General features: G+C 69.7%; 11 protein-coding genes and 1 pseudogene. 7 read left to right on the top strand and 5 right to left on the bottom strand.

The genetic code is table 11. The features are described from left to right. Positions 1-89 precede the first annotated feature (89 nt). The 4 genes from ACPPVO_RS24570 (at position 90) to ACPPVO_RS24555 (ending at position 6,611) form a co-directional block, all read left to right on the top strand. On the top strand, positions 90-1,133 hold the full coding sequence (locus ACPPVO_RS24570) for a hypothetical protein (RefSeq protein WP_426513499.1): 1,044 nt from the start codon (positions 90-92) through the stop codon (positions 1,131-1,133). A gap of 229 nt (positions 1,134-1,362) precedes the next feature. After that, a complete protein-coding gene (locus tag ACPPVO_RS24565; protein WP_426513498.1) occupies positions 1,363-3,462 on the top strand; it encodes an Hsp70 family protein in 2,100 nt (699 codons plus the stop codon). Between the two features lie 1,516 nt (positions 3,463-4,978). Continuing rightward, positions 4,979-5,911, top strand: a complete 933-nt coding sequence (locus ACPPVO_RS24560; protein WP_426513497.1) for a hypothetical protein — start codon at positions 4,979-4,981, stop codon at positions 5,909-5,911. 391 nt (positions 5,912-6,302) lie between these two features. Next, entirely contained in the window at positions 6,303-6,611 is a 309-nt protein-coding gene (locus ACPPVO_RS24555) for an MFS transporter (RefSeq protein ID WP_426513496.1), read from the top strand. 605 nt (positions 6,612-7,216) lie between these two features. Here the strand turns inward: ACPPVO_RS24555 and ACPPVO_RS24550 are convergent. Further along, positions 7,217-7,900, bottom strand: coding sequence for a helix-turn-helix domain-containing protein (locus ACPPVO_RS24550; RefSeq protein WP_426513495.1), 684 nt, complete (start codon positions 7,898-7,900; stop codon positions 7,217-7,219). An 894-nt stretch (positions 7,901-8,794) separates the two neighbouring features. On the opposite strand from ACPPVO_RS24550, the gene ACPPVO_RS24545 reads away from it, so the two are divergent. After that, entirely contained in the window at positions 8,795-10,417 is a 1,623-nt protein-coding gene (locus tag ACPPVO_RS24545; protein ID WP_426513494.1) for a cytochrome b, read from the top strand. 33 nt (positions 10,418-10,450) lie between these two features. Here the strand turns inward: ACPPVO_RS24545 and ACPPVO_RS24540 are convergent, their stop codons facing one another. From ACPPVO_RS24540 to ACPPVO_RS24530, 3 genes and pseudogenes are all read right to left on the bottom strand, one after another. Then, positions 10,451-10,744: a sensor histidine kinase gene (locus ACPPVO_RS24540; RefSeq protein WP_426513493.1), complete on the bottom strand. Its 294-nt coding sequence runs from the start codon at positions 10,742-10,744 to the stop codon at positions 10,451-10,453. Positions 10,745-10,818: 74 nt separating this feature from the next. Beyond that, a complete protein-coding gene (locus ACPPVO_RS24535; RefSeq protein WP_426513492.1) occupies positions 10,819-10,959 on the bottom strand; it encodes a hypothetical protein in 141 nt (46 codons plus the stop codon). Positions 10,960-11,149: 190 nt separating this feature from the next. Further along, positions 11,150-11,536 (bottom strand): annotated as a pseudogene (locus tag ACPPVO_RS24530) (GAF domain-containing protein); the annotation flags it as partial. A gap of 28 nt (positions 11,537-11,564) precedes the next feature. Between ACPPVO_RS24530 and ACPPVO_RS24525 the strand changes: the two are divergent. Next, positions 11,565-11,807, top strand: a complete 243-nt coding sequence (locus ACPPVO_RS24525) for a hypothetical protein (protein WP_426513491.1) — start codon at positions 11,565-11,567, stop codon at positions 11,805-11,807. 54 nt (positions 11,808-11,861) lie between these two features. Here the strand turns inward: ACPPVO_RS24525 and ACPPVO_RS24520 are convergent, their stop codons facing one another. After that, a complete protein-coding gene (locus ACPPVO_RS24520) occupies positions 11,862-12,926 on the bottom strand; it encodes a LacI family DNA-binding transcriptional regulator (protein WP_426513490.1) in 1,065 nt (354 codons plus the stop codon). A gap of 394 nt (positions 12,927-13,320) precedes the next feature. Between ACPPVO_RS24520 and ACPPVO_RS24515 the strand changes: the two genes are divergently transcribed. Beyond that, positions 13,321-14,388 (top strand): substrate-binding domain-containing protein, encoded by a 1,068-nt coding sequence (locus ACPPVO_RS24515; RefSeq protein ID WP_426513489.1) that lies wholly within the window; start codon positions 13,321-13,323, stop codon positions 14,386-14,388. Positions 14,389-14,484 lie beyond the last annotated feature (96 nt).

The raw sequence follows: 14,484 nt of genomic DNA, 5'->3' as shown, positions 1-14,484 counted from the left end.
GGTTTGTAATACAGCTGCCGAGTCGTGCGGAGGCCCCCGGTCCAAGCCGACGGCGGGTGGCGGGCGGCGTGGCCGGGCGGGGTGCGGTCGTGGACACCAGCCCCGACCGCAAGGCCGAGGACACGGTCGTGATCTACCACACCGGTCACGGCGTCCTGCTCGACGACCGGCTGCTGCTGCCGATGGCCGACACGACTGAGGATGTCGCGTTCACCGCGATGCCGGCGGCCGAGCTCACCGGCCAGGTCCTGTCCGGCATCGTCGTCCACCGCCTGCTGATCATCTTGGATGCGTGTTACGCGGCCACGGCCAGTATGGCGCTGCTCGGCAGCGGTATGGACGTGATCAACCGGCTGAAGGGCCTGGCGGTGTCGCCGCAGGTGAGCGTGGTGATCGCGGCACGACCATATGAGCGGGCCGGGTCGACCGAGTTCAGCCGGGCGTTCGTCGAGGCGGTCGGGCATCGGGCCAGCGGCGGTCACGAGCCCGAGTACCTGCCCCTCGACGGCGTGATCGGTATCGTCAACAACACCACCTCGGATTGGCAGCACGCCCGATTCCTGTCCGCGGGTGAAGACGTCACCGAGTTCCTGACATCGCCATGCGCGACGACCTCGACCGGCTCGGGCCCGACGCCGACAAGGCCCGCGACCTGCTCCTCCCCCTCGCGTACGCGCACGGCGCCGGCCTGCCCTGGGAAGACCTCTGGCCACCCTCGCCACCGCCCTGGCCGGCCGCCGGTATACCGACCTCGACCTCGAGTGGCTCATCGACACCGCTGGCTACTACATCACCGAATCCACCAGGCGCTCCGGCAACACCACGGGAACGTATTCGCGGTCCTCGACCGGATTAGCACGATCCTGCGCGGCTCCGGCCGCCCGTGCCGGCCGCTGCTGCCACCCGGTCACCGCCTGACGCTGCACGTCGCCGCACCACACCGCGGCAACATCGAACTCACCGTCGGGGCCGCCGACTGCCGTGTCACGATCCGCCCGCAGCTGGACACCGACGGCCGCCAGACGCTCGGCATCGCCGTCGACGCTCACGGCGACACCGACGTCCGAATCGCGGTCGACGGCATCCCCGCGACCGGCCGGATCGAGCCGCCAGACGGTGGTGAACGGCCATGACGCGCTCGCTGCGGCTGCCGCTGCCGCACCCGTACGGGCCGTTGACGGTCCTCGAGACGATCGACCCGGCGACCGGGGCGGTGCGCTACCTTGGGTCTGCCGGTGCTGCGCCGTAAACTCCCGTCGTAGGGCACCACCCAGGGACTGATCCAGGGTTCCGGCGCGGTAGTTTGGCGCGGTGGCGGTAGGCGGGGTACGGCTTGGCATCGACTTCGGTACATCGAACACGGTGGCGGTGTTGCTGGCGCCGGATGGCCGGACCCGGCCGTTGCTGTTCGACGGGTCGCCCTTGCTGGCGTCGGCGGTCTTCGCGGAGCCGGGCTCCGACCTGCTGGTGGGCGCGGACGCGGTCCGAGCCGCGGTCGGGTTCCCCGCCGGTTTCGAACCGAACCCGAAACGTCGCATCGACGACGGCACAGTGTGGCTCGGCGAGGCGGAGTACCCCGTTGTCGAACTGATCGCGGCGGTGCTGGGCCGGGTCCGTGCGGAGGCATCGCGCGTGACGGGCCGGGCGGTGGACGAGGTGGTCATGACCCATCCGGCATCCTGGGGCCGGGTCCGGCTCGGTGTGCTGGCTGATGCCGCCGGCCGCGCGGGGCTGGGTTCGGTCCGGTTGGTGGCCGAGCCGGTCGCGGCTGCCGTGTACTTCGCCACGGCGCTGGAGCAGCGAACCTCGGCGAACCGGGCCATTGTGGTGTATGACCTTGGCGGCGGCACGTTCGACGTCAGTGTGGTCCGCCCGTCGCCGGACGGGTTCGAGGTGGTTGCCGCCGACGGGCTCGGCGACGTCGGCGGTGTGGACTTCGACGCCGTCGTGGTCGATCACGTCCGCAGCCTGACGGCCGGCGCGACAGGAGCTTGGCAACGGCTGGACTGGCCGCAGACCTCGGCCGACCAGCAATCCCGGCAAACGCTGTGGCATGCCGCCCGGGCGGTGAAGGAGCGGCTGTCGCGGCACGCTGCGGGCAATCTGCAGGTTCCGCTGGTCGACCAGCAGGTGCAGCTGACCCGCGAGGAGTTCGAGAAGGCCGCCCGCCCCCGTCTGGAGGAGACGGCCAAGCTGACGCTGTCCGTGCTGCGTAGCTCGAATATCCCACCTGAGCACATCTCCGGCGTGTTCCTGGTCGGGGGCTCCTCGCGGATCCCACTGGTCGCCACGCTGCTGCACCGCACGCTAAGAATCGCCCCGACCGTGATCGACCAGCCCGAACTCGTCGTCGCTGAAGGCGCCGTCCACCATCGCGCCACCACCAGTGCAGCTGCGGGCGCCGGACCGGCCACGCCGACCCCGCCGGCCACGATCCCGAGGGCTGGCGAGCCATCACCGGTACTGCCGGTACGTCCGGACGCCCCGGCAGGACTTCACGAGACCCGAGCAGCAAGACCGGCGTCGCCCACGGCAAATCGATCGCCACACCAGGACATCCCGCAGCGTTGCGTGCGAATTCTCAACGGGCAAGGAGGTTCGACCGCCCCCAAGCCCGTCTCCTCGGTGGCGTTGAGCCCGGACGGGCTCCGGCTTGCCAGCGCCGGCGGCGACAAGTCACTGCGACTGTGGGACCTGGCCAGCGGACGATCCGTCGTCCAGTCCCTCACCGGCCACACCGACTGGGTGCGGTCGGTGGCGTTCAGCCCGGACGGGCACCGGCTCGCCAGCGCGGGCTACCGGGCGCGGTTGTGGAACCCGGGCAACGCACAACCCATCGGCCATCCCTTCGGCAGCCTGATCTCGAGGTCGGTGGCGTTCAGCCCCGACGGACGCCTGCTCGCCAGCGCCGGCAGCGACGACGCCATACGGCTGTGGAACCCGGTCGGTGGGCGACCGGTCGGCCGACCGCTCACCGGCCACACCGACCGGGTGTACTCGGTGGCGTTCAGCCCGGACGGGTACCTGCTCGCCAGCGCCGCCAGCGACAAATCGGTGCGGCTGTGGGATCCGGCCAGCGGGCGACCGGTCGGCGAACCGCTCACCGGCCACACCGGCTCGGTGTACTCGGTGGCGTTCAGCCCGGACGGGTACCTGCTCGCCAGCGCCGCCAGCGACAAATCGGTGCGGCTGTGGGATCCGGCCAGCGGGCGACCGGTCGGCGAACCGCTCACCGGCCACACCGACCGGGTGTACTCGGTGGCGTTCAGCCCGGACGGGCATCTCCTCGCCAGCGCTGGCGGCGACGGCACCATCCGGCTGTGGGACCCGGCCACCGGGCAACCCGTCGGCGAACCGCTCACCGGCCACACCGGGCCGGTGAATTCGGTGGCGTTCAGTCCCGACGGGCACCTCCTCGCCAGCGCCGGCAGCGACGGCACCATCCGACTCTGGGGTTCGTAATACGCGATCGGTCTGCGCTACGCGAGCAGCGTTGTGTCAGCGGTCAACGTGTCGCAACCGCGCGTTCGGTTCCGGCTTGGAGCAAGTCGTCAGGGACGAGACTGCCAGATCCGCATGAATGTGGGGCGATGAATTGCCAGCCGTACGACTCCAGGACTTCGACCCACTCTGTCAGCGCCGGGTTCGGCGGGCGAGGCAGGCGCGTACCTGGAGACGGAGTTCACTAACCCCGACCAGATTCTCAAAGGGCCGGGGGAAGCCGCCGGGGGAAGCCGCCGGACGCCGGACCGAGTAAGCGCAGGGCCGAAGTAGGTAATTTTTGGTCGTACCCAACCGTCACCATTGATGGTTATGACGACCGTTGCCCGGCCGCGTTCGTCGCCGCGATCCGCGCTGGCTGTGGCTGCGGAACCGCTCCGGTCACTCGATGCCGGGTGGTCGCGTGGCCCAAGCACCGCGGCGGTGTCGCTGTCCGGGTTGGTTGTTCATTCGCCTGCCCACCATAGTTGTCCATTTGTGGACCGATGAGTTGCGGACGCGCCTGTCGTCTCAATCGAGGCCAGTTCCCTATCTCAAGCTCCCGACTGTGACGTCTTGGAAGGCAGGTCGATGGTTGGATCGACACCACCGGATCCGCGTCGTTGGTGGATCCTGCCCGTTTGCTGCCGCTGCATGCTTGTGCTGGTTATCCATACGTCGGTGCTCAACGTTGCCAGTCCCACGTTGATTCGCGGCCCGGGCGCGAGCGGTTCGGGCGTCCAGTGGATCCTCGATCCATCCGTCCTCGTGTTCGCCGGTCTCCTGCTCACCGCAGGTGCCCTGGCCGCGCCACGGCCGCCGTCGTGGTCCTCGTCATCGGTCTGGTGCTCTTCGGGATCGCCTGCCTGGCCGCATCGTTCGCCACCGCTCCAGGCCAGTTCATGGCCGCGTTGGGCGGGAATCGGCGTCGGAGGCACTCCGCATGCCGGGCACCCTGGCGAGCCTCACCGCGGTGTTGGACCCGGTCGGGACCCTGCTGTCGATCATCGGGTTGACCGCCCCGGTCCGGGACTCATCGCCGTGGCCAGGGACGGCTGGTCGTCGGTCGTGGTACTGACGAGGTTCGGGATCGTCCAGCGGATCGGCCTGACACGTCCACCGGTGCCAGCCCTGCTGCCCGGCAGTCGTCCGGCGACGCGCTCGCCCTCGCTGCCGACCACCGGCGACGCCGACCTTACCCACCCACCCGTCCAGCAGGCGTTCGTTCAGGCCATGTCAGTGGCAGCCCGTGTCGGGACCATCGCCGCGACGATCGCCGCAGCAGCAGCGGTCGTGCTGCTGCGACCGGGCACGATCGAGTCGGTCAATACCCTGTATCCGCTGCGGCGTGCGCGCCGGTGGCCTGCTGTCCCGCGAGGTGGACGGGCCACGGCGACGCGCAGCCGGGCCACGTTCGCTGCCGCCCCACCCCGAGATGAGGTAACCCGTCATGCAGTCGCCAATCGAACGTTCCAGGAGCGCGCCTCGGCGTCGCCGTATGGCTCTGACCTGGGTAATGGCCGCCATAGCCGGGCTTGCCGCCGGCCCCGTGCTGCTCGTCCCCACGCCGGCCGTCGCCGAAGTACCGGTGGCGGCTGCGGGATCGGACACCCGGTCGGACTCGTCGTCGATCTCCGGCTCCCTGCTGTGTGTCGCGATCCTCGCCACCGCGGGGCTGTGGGCCCTCGCCAAGCGCAGGAAGGCACTACGCGATGCGGCGGTGCCGCGACCCGCTGCCGCTACGCCCGATGAGACCGGCACCGGGAGTGACCCGAGCCCCATTCCGGAAGGCTCGGGGACTGGCCCTGCCCAGCGGCCCGCCGACCCCGACCAGTACCCGGCCACGCCGCTGGACACCACACTGGGCTCCAAGCGGCTGCGGGCGGACAGCAACCGGATCGAGTTGGGCGGCCGGCGGTTGGCGTGGGGCCAGGTCGAGTCGGTCGCCTACTGGGTCACCCGGCGGCACACGGCCCACGGCGTGTTCACCAGCGGCAACGGCAGCCAGTGGGTGTTTGCCGTGCGCGGCTCCGGCGAGGAAGTCGTGGTGCGACTGGACCGCTGGAAGACGAAGGCGGCCGACGATCCCGTGTGGTCACCGCTCGTCGGCCTGTCCCGGCGGTACCTAGAGCCACGACTGATCGCGGACATCGCCGGGCGGGTGAGTGCCGGAGAAGCGGTGGCGGTGACAGGTGGCGAAAGCGGCTGGCTCACTGTCCACCCTGGTGGCCTGCGGGGCAAGGGCGGCCACCCACTCAGCCCGGTCGAACTGAGTTGGCCGCAGTTCGGCGGCGTCTCCTCGTCGGGTGGCTGGCTGTGGGTGTTCCGCGCAGGCGTGGACCAGCCGGTCATGCAGATCCCGGTTCAGCAGCCCAACGCGGTGCTGGCGCCCGCGCTGCTCACCGCGCTGTACCGGCAGATCGGCCGGTGACGCCGGCCACCCGACGGCGCCCGGCCCTGGTCGAGTGGCCGAAGGTTCTGCTCGCCGACGAGCCCACCGTCAAGCTCGACGAGCACACCCGCACCGAGGTTTCTCGCGCTGGTGGAAGAACTGCGGCACCAACGACACCCGATCCTGGGGCTGGTCATGAGCAACGGTCACCCTGTCCATCCACCGGAGCCGCGTCGAGGAGGGAGACCGGCCCCTTGGACGCATCCATTGTTCGCCCGCGTCGGGAAGTGTCCGGCCGATGAGGTTTTCCCGGCCTTGCCGTCTCAACGACGTGCGGCCGCCCGACCGGCGGTGGCCGTCTCAACGAGGAGTCCTGGCCGTGGTAACCGAGACACCGCCTGCAGCGGGCCGGAGGGCATGGGCTGGCCTGGTGGTGCTGGCCCTGCCCACCCTAGTGGCATCCATGGACATCAGCGTGCTGTTCCTGGCGCTACCGAACCTGAGCAAGTCCCTTGAAGCCACCGGTGTAAAGCAGCTGTGGATCATGGATGTGTACGGGTTTGTGTTGTCGGGCTTCCTGGTCACGATGGGCACCTTGAGCGACCGCATCGGCAGCCGCAAGCTACTGCTGGCCGGCGCGGCCGCGTTCGGCTCGCTGTCGGTCGTCGCCGCATTCTCCACCAGCCCCGAGATGCTTGTCGCCTGCCGGGCGTTACTGGGCGTCCCGGTGCCATGCTGATGCCCTCCGGGCTGGCGTTGATCCGGCATATGTTTCTGAACAACCGGCAACGGTCTGTGGCCTTCGCTGTCTTCATCACCTGCGTCATGGGTGGCGGGACGGCGGTCTGGTGATCGGCGACGCCATGCTGGATCGTTTCTGGTGGGGCTCCTGCTTCCTCGTCGGCGTGCTGCCGCTCATCATCGCCAGCCTTCGCATCGCCCCGGTGCAGTGCCTGTCGTGCGTGTGATTCGCAGGCGATAGTCTCGGGGCGGTCCAACCTCCAGCCGCAGGGTCGGGGAACGCTCGGCCGCAGTTCCACTTCGGACTCGGCTGGGCTCCCGGTCACGGTGTTGCTTCGGACGCGACGGACGACGGCGGATCGGATGACTGCGCCCCGACACGACGCACGCGCCCGGTCGTTCCATTGGCTGGGAATGGCGGCCGTGAGCTCTGGCGAACGAGCCGCAGCAGCGGCTTCCCAGCGGGTGGTTCGTTCGCCGGTGCGGCTACCCCGATCCCGCGTCGGCAGGCGGGGCAGCGAATCCCGCTGCCGCCGCCGAGGCCGTGGGCGCATCGGTCGCCTGCGGCATCTGCTGCCGCCGGATCGGCGGCGTCGGGCGTACTCACCGCGACGTCCGTACGAACAGCATCAGCGGTGGAATGGTCGGGGGTGTGGTTCGGTCCGTGGACGGTGGGTGGTGACGGCGTGGGGTGCAGGTGCCTGTCACCGTGGGGTGCAGGTGCCTGTCACCGTGGGGTGCAGGTGGCACCGAGGGTCCGCCGCCGTGTGGTCCAGGCCTGTATGACGGGGAATGACCTGCGCCCCACGCGCCGGTGTGCAGGTCACATCGGCCGTCGTGGTCTGCACCCCATGCCGTGGGTGGCAGCGGCTGTGCCGGTTCGGCCGGCCGGGAAGGTGCTGCAGGCCGGTACCGGCCGCGGCGCCGTGCCGCGAGCTCCGATGCGGTGCCGGCGTGCTGGCCGGGCGTGAGTACGTCGATCCGGTCGAGCACGTCAGCGGCGAGGATGAGCCGGTACTCGTCGGCCTGGCCTGGTCGCGACGCCTTGCGCACGACGTCGATCAGACCGGCCTGCCGCAGCCGCTGCAGCGCGGTCTGGACGACGTTGTAGGTCAGCTCGCAGTCCACGGCGAGCCGCGCGACGCCGGGGAAGACATGGCGGCCGTCGTTGTCGGCGTAGGTGGCCAGCATCAGCGCGACCGCTTTCGGGGTCCGTCCGAGCCGGGCGCGGCGCACGACGTCGACCCATTGGCGCAACGTGACGGATCCGTCGGCGTGCTCGAGCATGTAGCGGTCCTCGTGCTTCCATGCGGTTGGGCAGGGTCCGATGCGGGACGGTGCGATCGTGCTGCCGTCCCGTGGGCGCTCTTCGGTTGTGCAGGCGCTGTCTCCCACGCCGCAGCGTGCGCTGGGCATGTCCGGTGACGCCTCCAGCGCCAGCGCGTTCGCCGGCAGTTACCCAGGTGATCGGACGGGCCGCGACACCGTGTCAGATCGGGGCCGCAACCTGCCGGGCCGGCTGCGGCGCCGGTCGCCGTCAGAGGTCCGCGGCAACGGTCTCCCGTTCGCCGGCCGCGCCGTGGAGCCACGGCACGGTCATCTCGACCATCACGTCCTCCTCACGGGGCTCGGCGACCGAACCGCGGCTCTGGGCAGGGTCAGGCTGACGGTGAGCCCACCGCCAGGGGTCTCACGGCAGTCCAGCCTGCCGCCCATGGCCTCGGGTGAGCGCCGGAGGGCCGACCGGCGTCGGCCGGCCTTCCCACGCGCCACCTCCACAGAGCGCTGTCGGCAACCAGCGACCGCCTCAGGTGTGACGCGGCGACCGGTTCCCTGACGCTACAAACCTTCCACGGCGACGGCCCAAAGAGGGTCGTGGCGCCGGAGCAGATCGCCGAGCCACGCGACCGAACGGCGGTTCGTGCGCCTGCCAGGCCGGGTCATCGGCGAGGTCGTCAGCGAGGAGCGGGGCGACGGCCCACCTCGTACAATGTATGGATACGGCAGTTGCACTTACGGCGTTGTGGCTGCTCGAGCAGTCCGGCGTCTTCGGGGTTCCAGGCCGGCGTTACCGTCTGCGGCCATGCTCAGGCGAGGCTCACGTCCCAGTCTGCTGGAGCGTTCCCGGACCCCGAACGGGACCAGAAAAGTTGCGGTCAGACCAGCCCTCGGGGAGCGGTCATGACACGGCGCAAGACCAACATGCGCGCTGTCCCGGCCAACTCGGCCATGGCGTTCGACGAGCGGTTCCAGGCGGCGACGCCGTTGCGGCGGATGCTGAACAAGGTCTTCCCGGACCATTGGGCGTTCCTGCTCGGTGAGATCGCGCTCTACGCGTTCATCGTGCTGCTGCTCAGCGGTACTTTCCTCACGCTGTTCTTCGACCCGTCGATGCGCGAAACGGTCTACAACGGCAGCTACCCGCCGATGCGCGGTGTGGACATGTCGCAGGCCTACAACAGCACGCTGCAGATCTCGTTCGACGTGCGTGGCGGCCTGTTCGTCCGGCAGATGCACCACTGGGCCGCGCTGCTGTTCGTGGCCGCGATCGTGGTGCACATGTTCCGGGTGTTCTTCACCGGCGCGTTCCGCAAGCCGCGCGAGGCCAACTGGATCGTCGGCATACTGCTGTTCTGGTTGGCCTTTCTGGAGGGCTTTGCCGGCTACTCGCTGCCCGACGACGCGCTGTCCGGCACCGGCCTGCGCATCGCCCAGGGGATCATGCTGTCGATCCCGGTCGTCGGTACCTGGGTGACCACCATGCTGTTCGGGGGCGAGTTCCCGGGCGAGATCATCCTCGACCGGCTCTACATCGCGCACGTGCTGCTGATCCCGGGCGCGCTGCTCGCGCTCATCAGCGTCCACATGGGCCTGCTGGTGAAGCAGAAGCACACCCAGTGGCCCGGGCCCGGCCGGACCAACGACAACGTGGTCGGCGTGCGCATGTTCCCGGGCTTCGCGGCCAAGTCCGGCGGCTTCTTCATGATCGTGTTCGCCATGACGGCCGGGCTGGCCGGCCTCGTCCAGATCAACCCGATCTGGCTGTTCGGCCCTTACCGGGCCGCGGTCGTCTCGACGGCGAGCCAGCCCGACTGGTACGTCATGTTCCTCGACGGCGCGGCCCGCCTCTTCCCGGCGTGGGAGATCCGGTTCCACGTGTTCGGCAACGGCTACACCCTCCCGCCGATCTTCTGGCCCACGGTCGTGCTGCCCGGCATCATGGCGATGTTGCCGATGCTCTATCCGTTCATCGAGCAGCGGTTCTCGAAGGACACGACTGTCCACAACCTGCTGCAGCGCCCACGGGACAACCCGTTCCGCACCGCGCTCGGCGCGATGGCGATCTCGTTCTACGTCGTGCTGCTGATCGCCGGCGGCAACGACGTGCTGGCGGCCAAGTTCCACATCAGCCTCAACGCGATGACGTGGGCGGGCCGCATCGGCATCCTGATCCTGCCGCCACTGGCCTACTACGTGGCCTACCGCATCGCGCTGGGCCTCCAGCAGCACGATCGCGAGGTGGTTGCCCACGGCATCGAGACCGGCATCATCCGGCGCCTGCCGGACGGCCGCTTCGTCGAGGTCCACCAGCCGCTCCCGTTGGCCGGCAACGGCTGGGGCGCTGGGGAGAAGCATGTCCCGGAGTACTCGGGCTGGGTGGTCCCGAAGAAGTTGAACCGCATCGGCGGGCTCGCCCCGACCGTGAGGGGCTTCTTCTTCCCGATCGAGAAGTCCGCCCCGCGGCCGGCCTGGCGCGAGCCGGAAGAGCGTGAGCAGATCACCACCGGCCACAAGGTCAAGTAGACGGCTGCGCGGGCTCACTCGCGGCCGGCTCCGTCAGGGGAGTCCCGCGCGCAGGCTGGTGCCCGCCCCGCGCGGGCTTTGCCGGACGATTCGACCGCCGAGTGCCGCCGCGCGGTCCTTGAGGCCGACCAGGCCGGTGCACCGGGCGAAATCGGCGCCGACGGCGCCGTCGTCGCAGACCGCGACGCGCAGGACGGCGTCGCGGGCGTCGACTTCGACCGTGACCGTGGCGGCCGAGGCCCGCGCGTGTTTGGCCGGGTTGGTCAGCGCCTCGGCGACGATGTAGTACGCGCTGCCCTCGACATGCTCTGGCAGCCGCGCCGCCACCCGCAGGTCGAGGTCGACCGGGATCGGCGGGCGGCGGGCGAGCGCGCGCAGCGCCGGGCGGAGGCCACCCTCGGTCAGGATGCCGGGTGGATGCCGCGTGAGATCTCGCGGAGCTCATCGAGCGTGCCGGCGGCCCCGGCCACGGTGTCGTCGAGCTGCGTGCGGAGCGCGTCGAGCTCGGGCGGCAGCGCCGCCTGCGCCGTGCGCAGCTGCAACGCCAGCGCGACGAGACGCGGTCGGGCACCGTCGTGCAGGTCCCGCTCGATCCGCCAGCGGGTCTGGTCGGCGTTGGCGACGATCCGCGCCCATGAGGTGGTGAGCTCCGGCCCGGCTTTCGGCGATGGCGATGGCGGTCGCGACGAGCTCGGTGAAGCCGGCCAGCCGTTGCTCGGTGTCCCGGTGGAGCCGTTGGCGCCGCGAGGTGACGGTCATGGCGCCCCAGACCCGGTCCTCGACCAGGATCGGGCTGGCGACCGCGGAGCGGGCTGTCCCGGTCTGGCCGGCCTGATCCGGGTCGTCGACGTCGCGGCGAGCCGCGCGGCCGGTGGCCTGGACCGACGCTCCGGCCGAGTCGGGGTCGGGCCTGCTGGGCGAACCTGGCTGAGCTTGCTCGAACCCGTAGCGTCCCATCAAGGTGGCCTCGCCGTCCGGTTCGAACCCTACGATCGCCGTGCCGTCGGCGCCGAGGAGCGTGCCGACCTCTCCGGCCACCCTGGCGAACACCAGGTCTGGACCCACGCCGCGGGCGACCAGGGTCGCCACCCGCCGCAACGCCGCCTGCTCGTCGGCCATCCGCCGGACATCGGCGTACAGATGGGCGTTGTCCAGCGGCGGCAAGCTGGCTGGCGATGGGCTTGACACCGTCGAGCCATTCGGTGGTCGACAGACCCTTGCCCGGGCGATTGCGGCACTCATCGCCGCCTGCCTGCTGTTCACCGCCTGGTCCGGCGCCGCCCCGAAGCCAGTCGCGGCGCTCGACCCGTTCACCGGCTGCCTCATGGCGTACTTCACCGGCGAGTCCGCCACCGCTCAGCGCATCTACTTCGTGCTGCGCACGAAGTAGATGCGCTGCAGTGGGTGATCCGGAGCAGGGTCGCTGGCCCGTCGCGGTCCGGGCTTACGGGCCGTCGGCGTATGGACCCGGAATCTCACCCGAACCGCGGGTGATGAGTTGGGTCTCGACGAAGTGCGTAGTGGGCTGCCAGCTCTCGCCGTCGAGTCGGCGGAAGATCAGGGATGCGGCGACTCGGCCCATGGTAAACGGGTCCTGGGCCACCACGGTGACGGCCGGTTGGAGCAGCTCGGCGAGGGGGAAGTCGTCGAAGCCCACCAATGCAACCTGTTGGTGACGGTTTAGCTGGCGCAGGGCGCGGATGGCGCCGATGGTGACGAGATTCTGCGAAGCGAAGCACGCCGTCGGAGGCGAGTCGCCGGTGAACAGGCGTAGGGCGGCCTGCTCGGCGGCCTGTTCGGTGTGCAGATCGTGCACGATGTGCTCGGTTGCCGGCCGGATGCCGTGGTCGCTGAGCGCCTCCTTGTAGCCCTGGAATCGCTGCCGGGCCGTGACGATGGTCTGCAGATCACCGAGGTATGCGATATCGCGGTGACCGTGCGCAACGAGATGGTGCACCGCCGCGGCGGCGCCGGCCTGGTTGTCGGCCAGGACGGCGTCGACGTGCAGCCCGATCGGGGGTCGATCGACGAAGACGACCGGCGTTCCGGCGATGATCTCGCGACTCAGGTACGCCTGGTCCCCGCTGGCGGGAACGATCACCAGGGCGTCGGCCTGCCGCATGGTGAAGGCCTGGATGAGGGCACGTTCGCGATCGGGATCTTCGTCGATGCTTCCCGCGATGATCAGGACGTCGCGTTCGCGCGCGACGTCCTCGAGCGCGCGGTGCAGTGCGGAGGAGAACGGGTTGGCGACGTCCTCCAGGACGGCGGCGATCGCGGCGGTCCGGCCGTTGGACCGGCGAAGGCTGCTGGCCGTGAAGTTGGGCCGGTAATCCAGTTGCGTGATCGCTCGCTGCACCGCTTTGGCTTTCGCCGGACTGACGCCTGACTCGCCGTTGACGACCCGGGAGGCGGTCTTCGAGCTCACTCCGGCGAGCAGCGCGACGTCGCGCAGCGTGGGCCGCGGTTTCGCGATGCCGGAGGGGCTGGGTTCGTTGACGCGGTGCACGCTGCTCCTCGCGGGCGGGCGGTTCGGCTGATCGACACAACTGGTCGGGGACGACGTCAGCTGGATGGTCGCGGCCTGCGGAAGATCGACTCGAGAGTATCGCGGCACCGGTGCTCCACGAGGCTCAGGACCGATGGCGGACAGTCGCGCATACACCCTCCGTCGGGAGGCCGGCGGCCGACCGCCGGCGACGACTCGTGATGGCTGGCATCGTGAGCCTCAGCCGACAACGTTGTCAAGACCGCGCCGTCGTTGCAAGGACGTTATCTACATTGGCCTGCCAAGCGCATTGACAGGATGAGCGGCTTGAGCCGAGACTGCGCTGACATCGTTGTCAAATCTGCCGTTCGTGCTGCGGCGTAGGTTTCTCGAAGGAGTGAACATGATCCAGCGCATGAGCAGAGCCGCCACGCTGCTCGCTGTCGCGGCTGCCGCGAGCGTGCTCGTCGCGGCCTGCGGTTCAGACGACGCCTCCGGCGGCGGCGGTGACAAGAAGGTCGCGGTTGCACTGATCACCAAGAACTCGACCAATCCGTTCTTCGTGACCATGCAGGACGGTGCGAAGAAGGCCGCCGACGCTGAGGGCGTGAAGCTCACGATCGCCGCGGGCAAGGCGGACGGCGACGAGGCCGGCCAGGTGCAGGCGATCGAGGACGCCATCGCCCGCGGCGACGCCGGCATCCTGATCACGCCGAACGGCCCGGGGGTGAACCCGGCCATCAAGAAGGCCCGCGACGCCGGGCTCTACGTCATCGCCCTGGACACGCCACCGGACCCGGCGAACACGGTCGACATCACGTTCGCCACGGACAACTTCAAGGCCGGCCAACTGATCGGCAAGTGGACCGCCGCGCAGCTAGCCGGCAAGCCGGCCACGATCGCCCTGCTCGACCTGTTCAACGACAAGATCGTGTCCGTCGACTACAACCGGGACCAGGGCTTCCTCACCGGGATGGGGATCGACACCAAGGACAAGAAGAAGAACGGCGACGAGGACAAGACCGGCAACTACTCCGGCGGCACGTACACCATCGTGTGCAACGAGCCGACGAATGGCGCCGAGGACGGCGGCCGCACGGCGATGGAGCGGTGCCTGACCAAGAACCCCGCGATCAACGTCGTCTACACCATCAACGAGCCGGCCGCGGTCGGCGCGCAGAAGGCCCTCAAGGCCGCCGGGACCCAGGGCGCGCTCGTCGTGTCCATCGACGGCGGGTGCAACGGTGTCCAGCAGGTCAAGGACGGACTGATCAACGCCACCTCCCAGCAGTACCCGGTGAAGATGGCCGAACTCGGCGTCAGGGCGATCAAGACCATCGCCACGGGCGGGCAGAAGCCGCAGGTGACCAGCGGACTCGACTTCTTCGACACCGGCGTGGCCCTGGTGACCGACAAGCCGGCTACCGGCGTCGAGAGCATCACCAGCACAGAGGGCGCGAACCTGTGCTGGGGCAAGGCCTGACACAGCAGAGCGGCCGATGCGCCAGCGCGTGACATGACGCGATGGCGCATCGGCTCAACCACCCGAAGCCCATCACCACCAACGGCAGGGGAGCCG

Origin of the sequence: Dactylosporangium sp. McL0621 (assembly GCF_049995355.1) — a bacterium.
GTDB lineage: Bacteria > Actinomycetota > Actinomycetes > Mycobacteriales > Micromonosporaceae > Dactylosporangium.
Note: the sequence above shows the minus strand (reverse complement) of the source record. Positions and strands in the feature narration are given on the sequence as shown.

Coding starts and splice junctions, on each gene's coding strand:
- ACPPVO_RS24545 (WP_426513494.1), top strand. CDS start 8,795: ATGACACGGCGCAAGACCAACATGCGCGCTGTCCCGGCCAACTCGGCC.
- ACPPVO_RS24560 (WP_426513497.1), top strand. CDS start 4,979: ATGGCTCTGACCTGGGTAATGGCCGCCATAGCCGGGCTTGCCGCCGGC.
- ACPPVO_RS24550 (WP_426513495.1), bottom strand. CDS start 7,900: ATGCTCGAGCACGCCGACGGATCCGTCACGTTGCGCCAATGGGTCGAC.
- ACPPVO_RS24515 (WP_426513489.1), top strand. CDS start 13,321: ATGAGCAGAGCCGCCACGCTGCTCGCTGTCGCGGCTGCCGCGAGCGTG.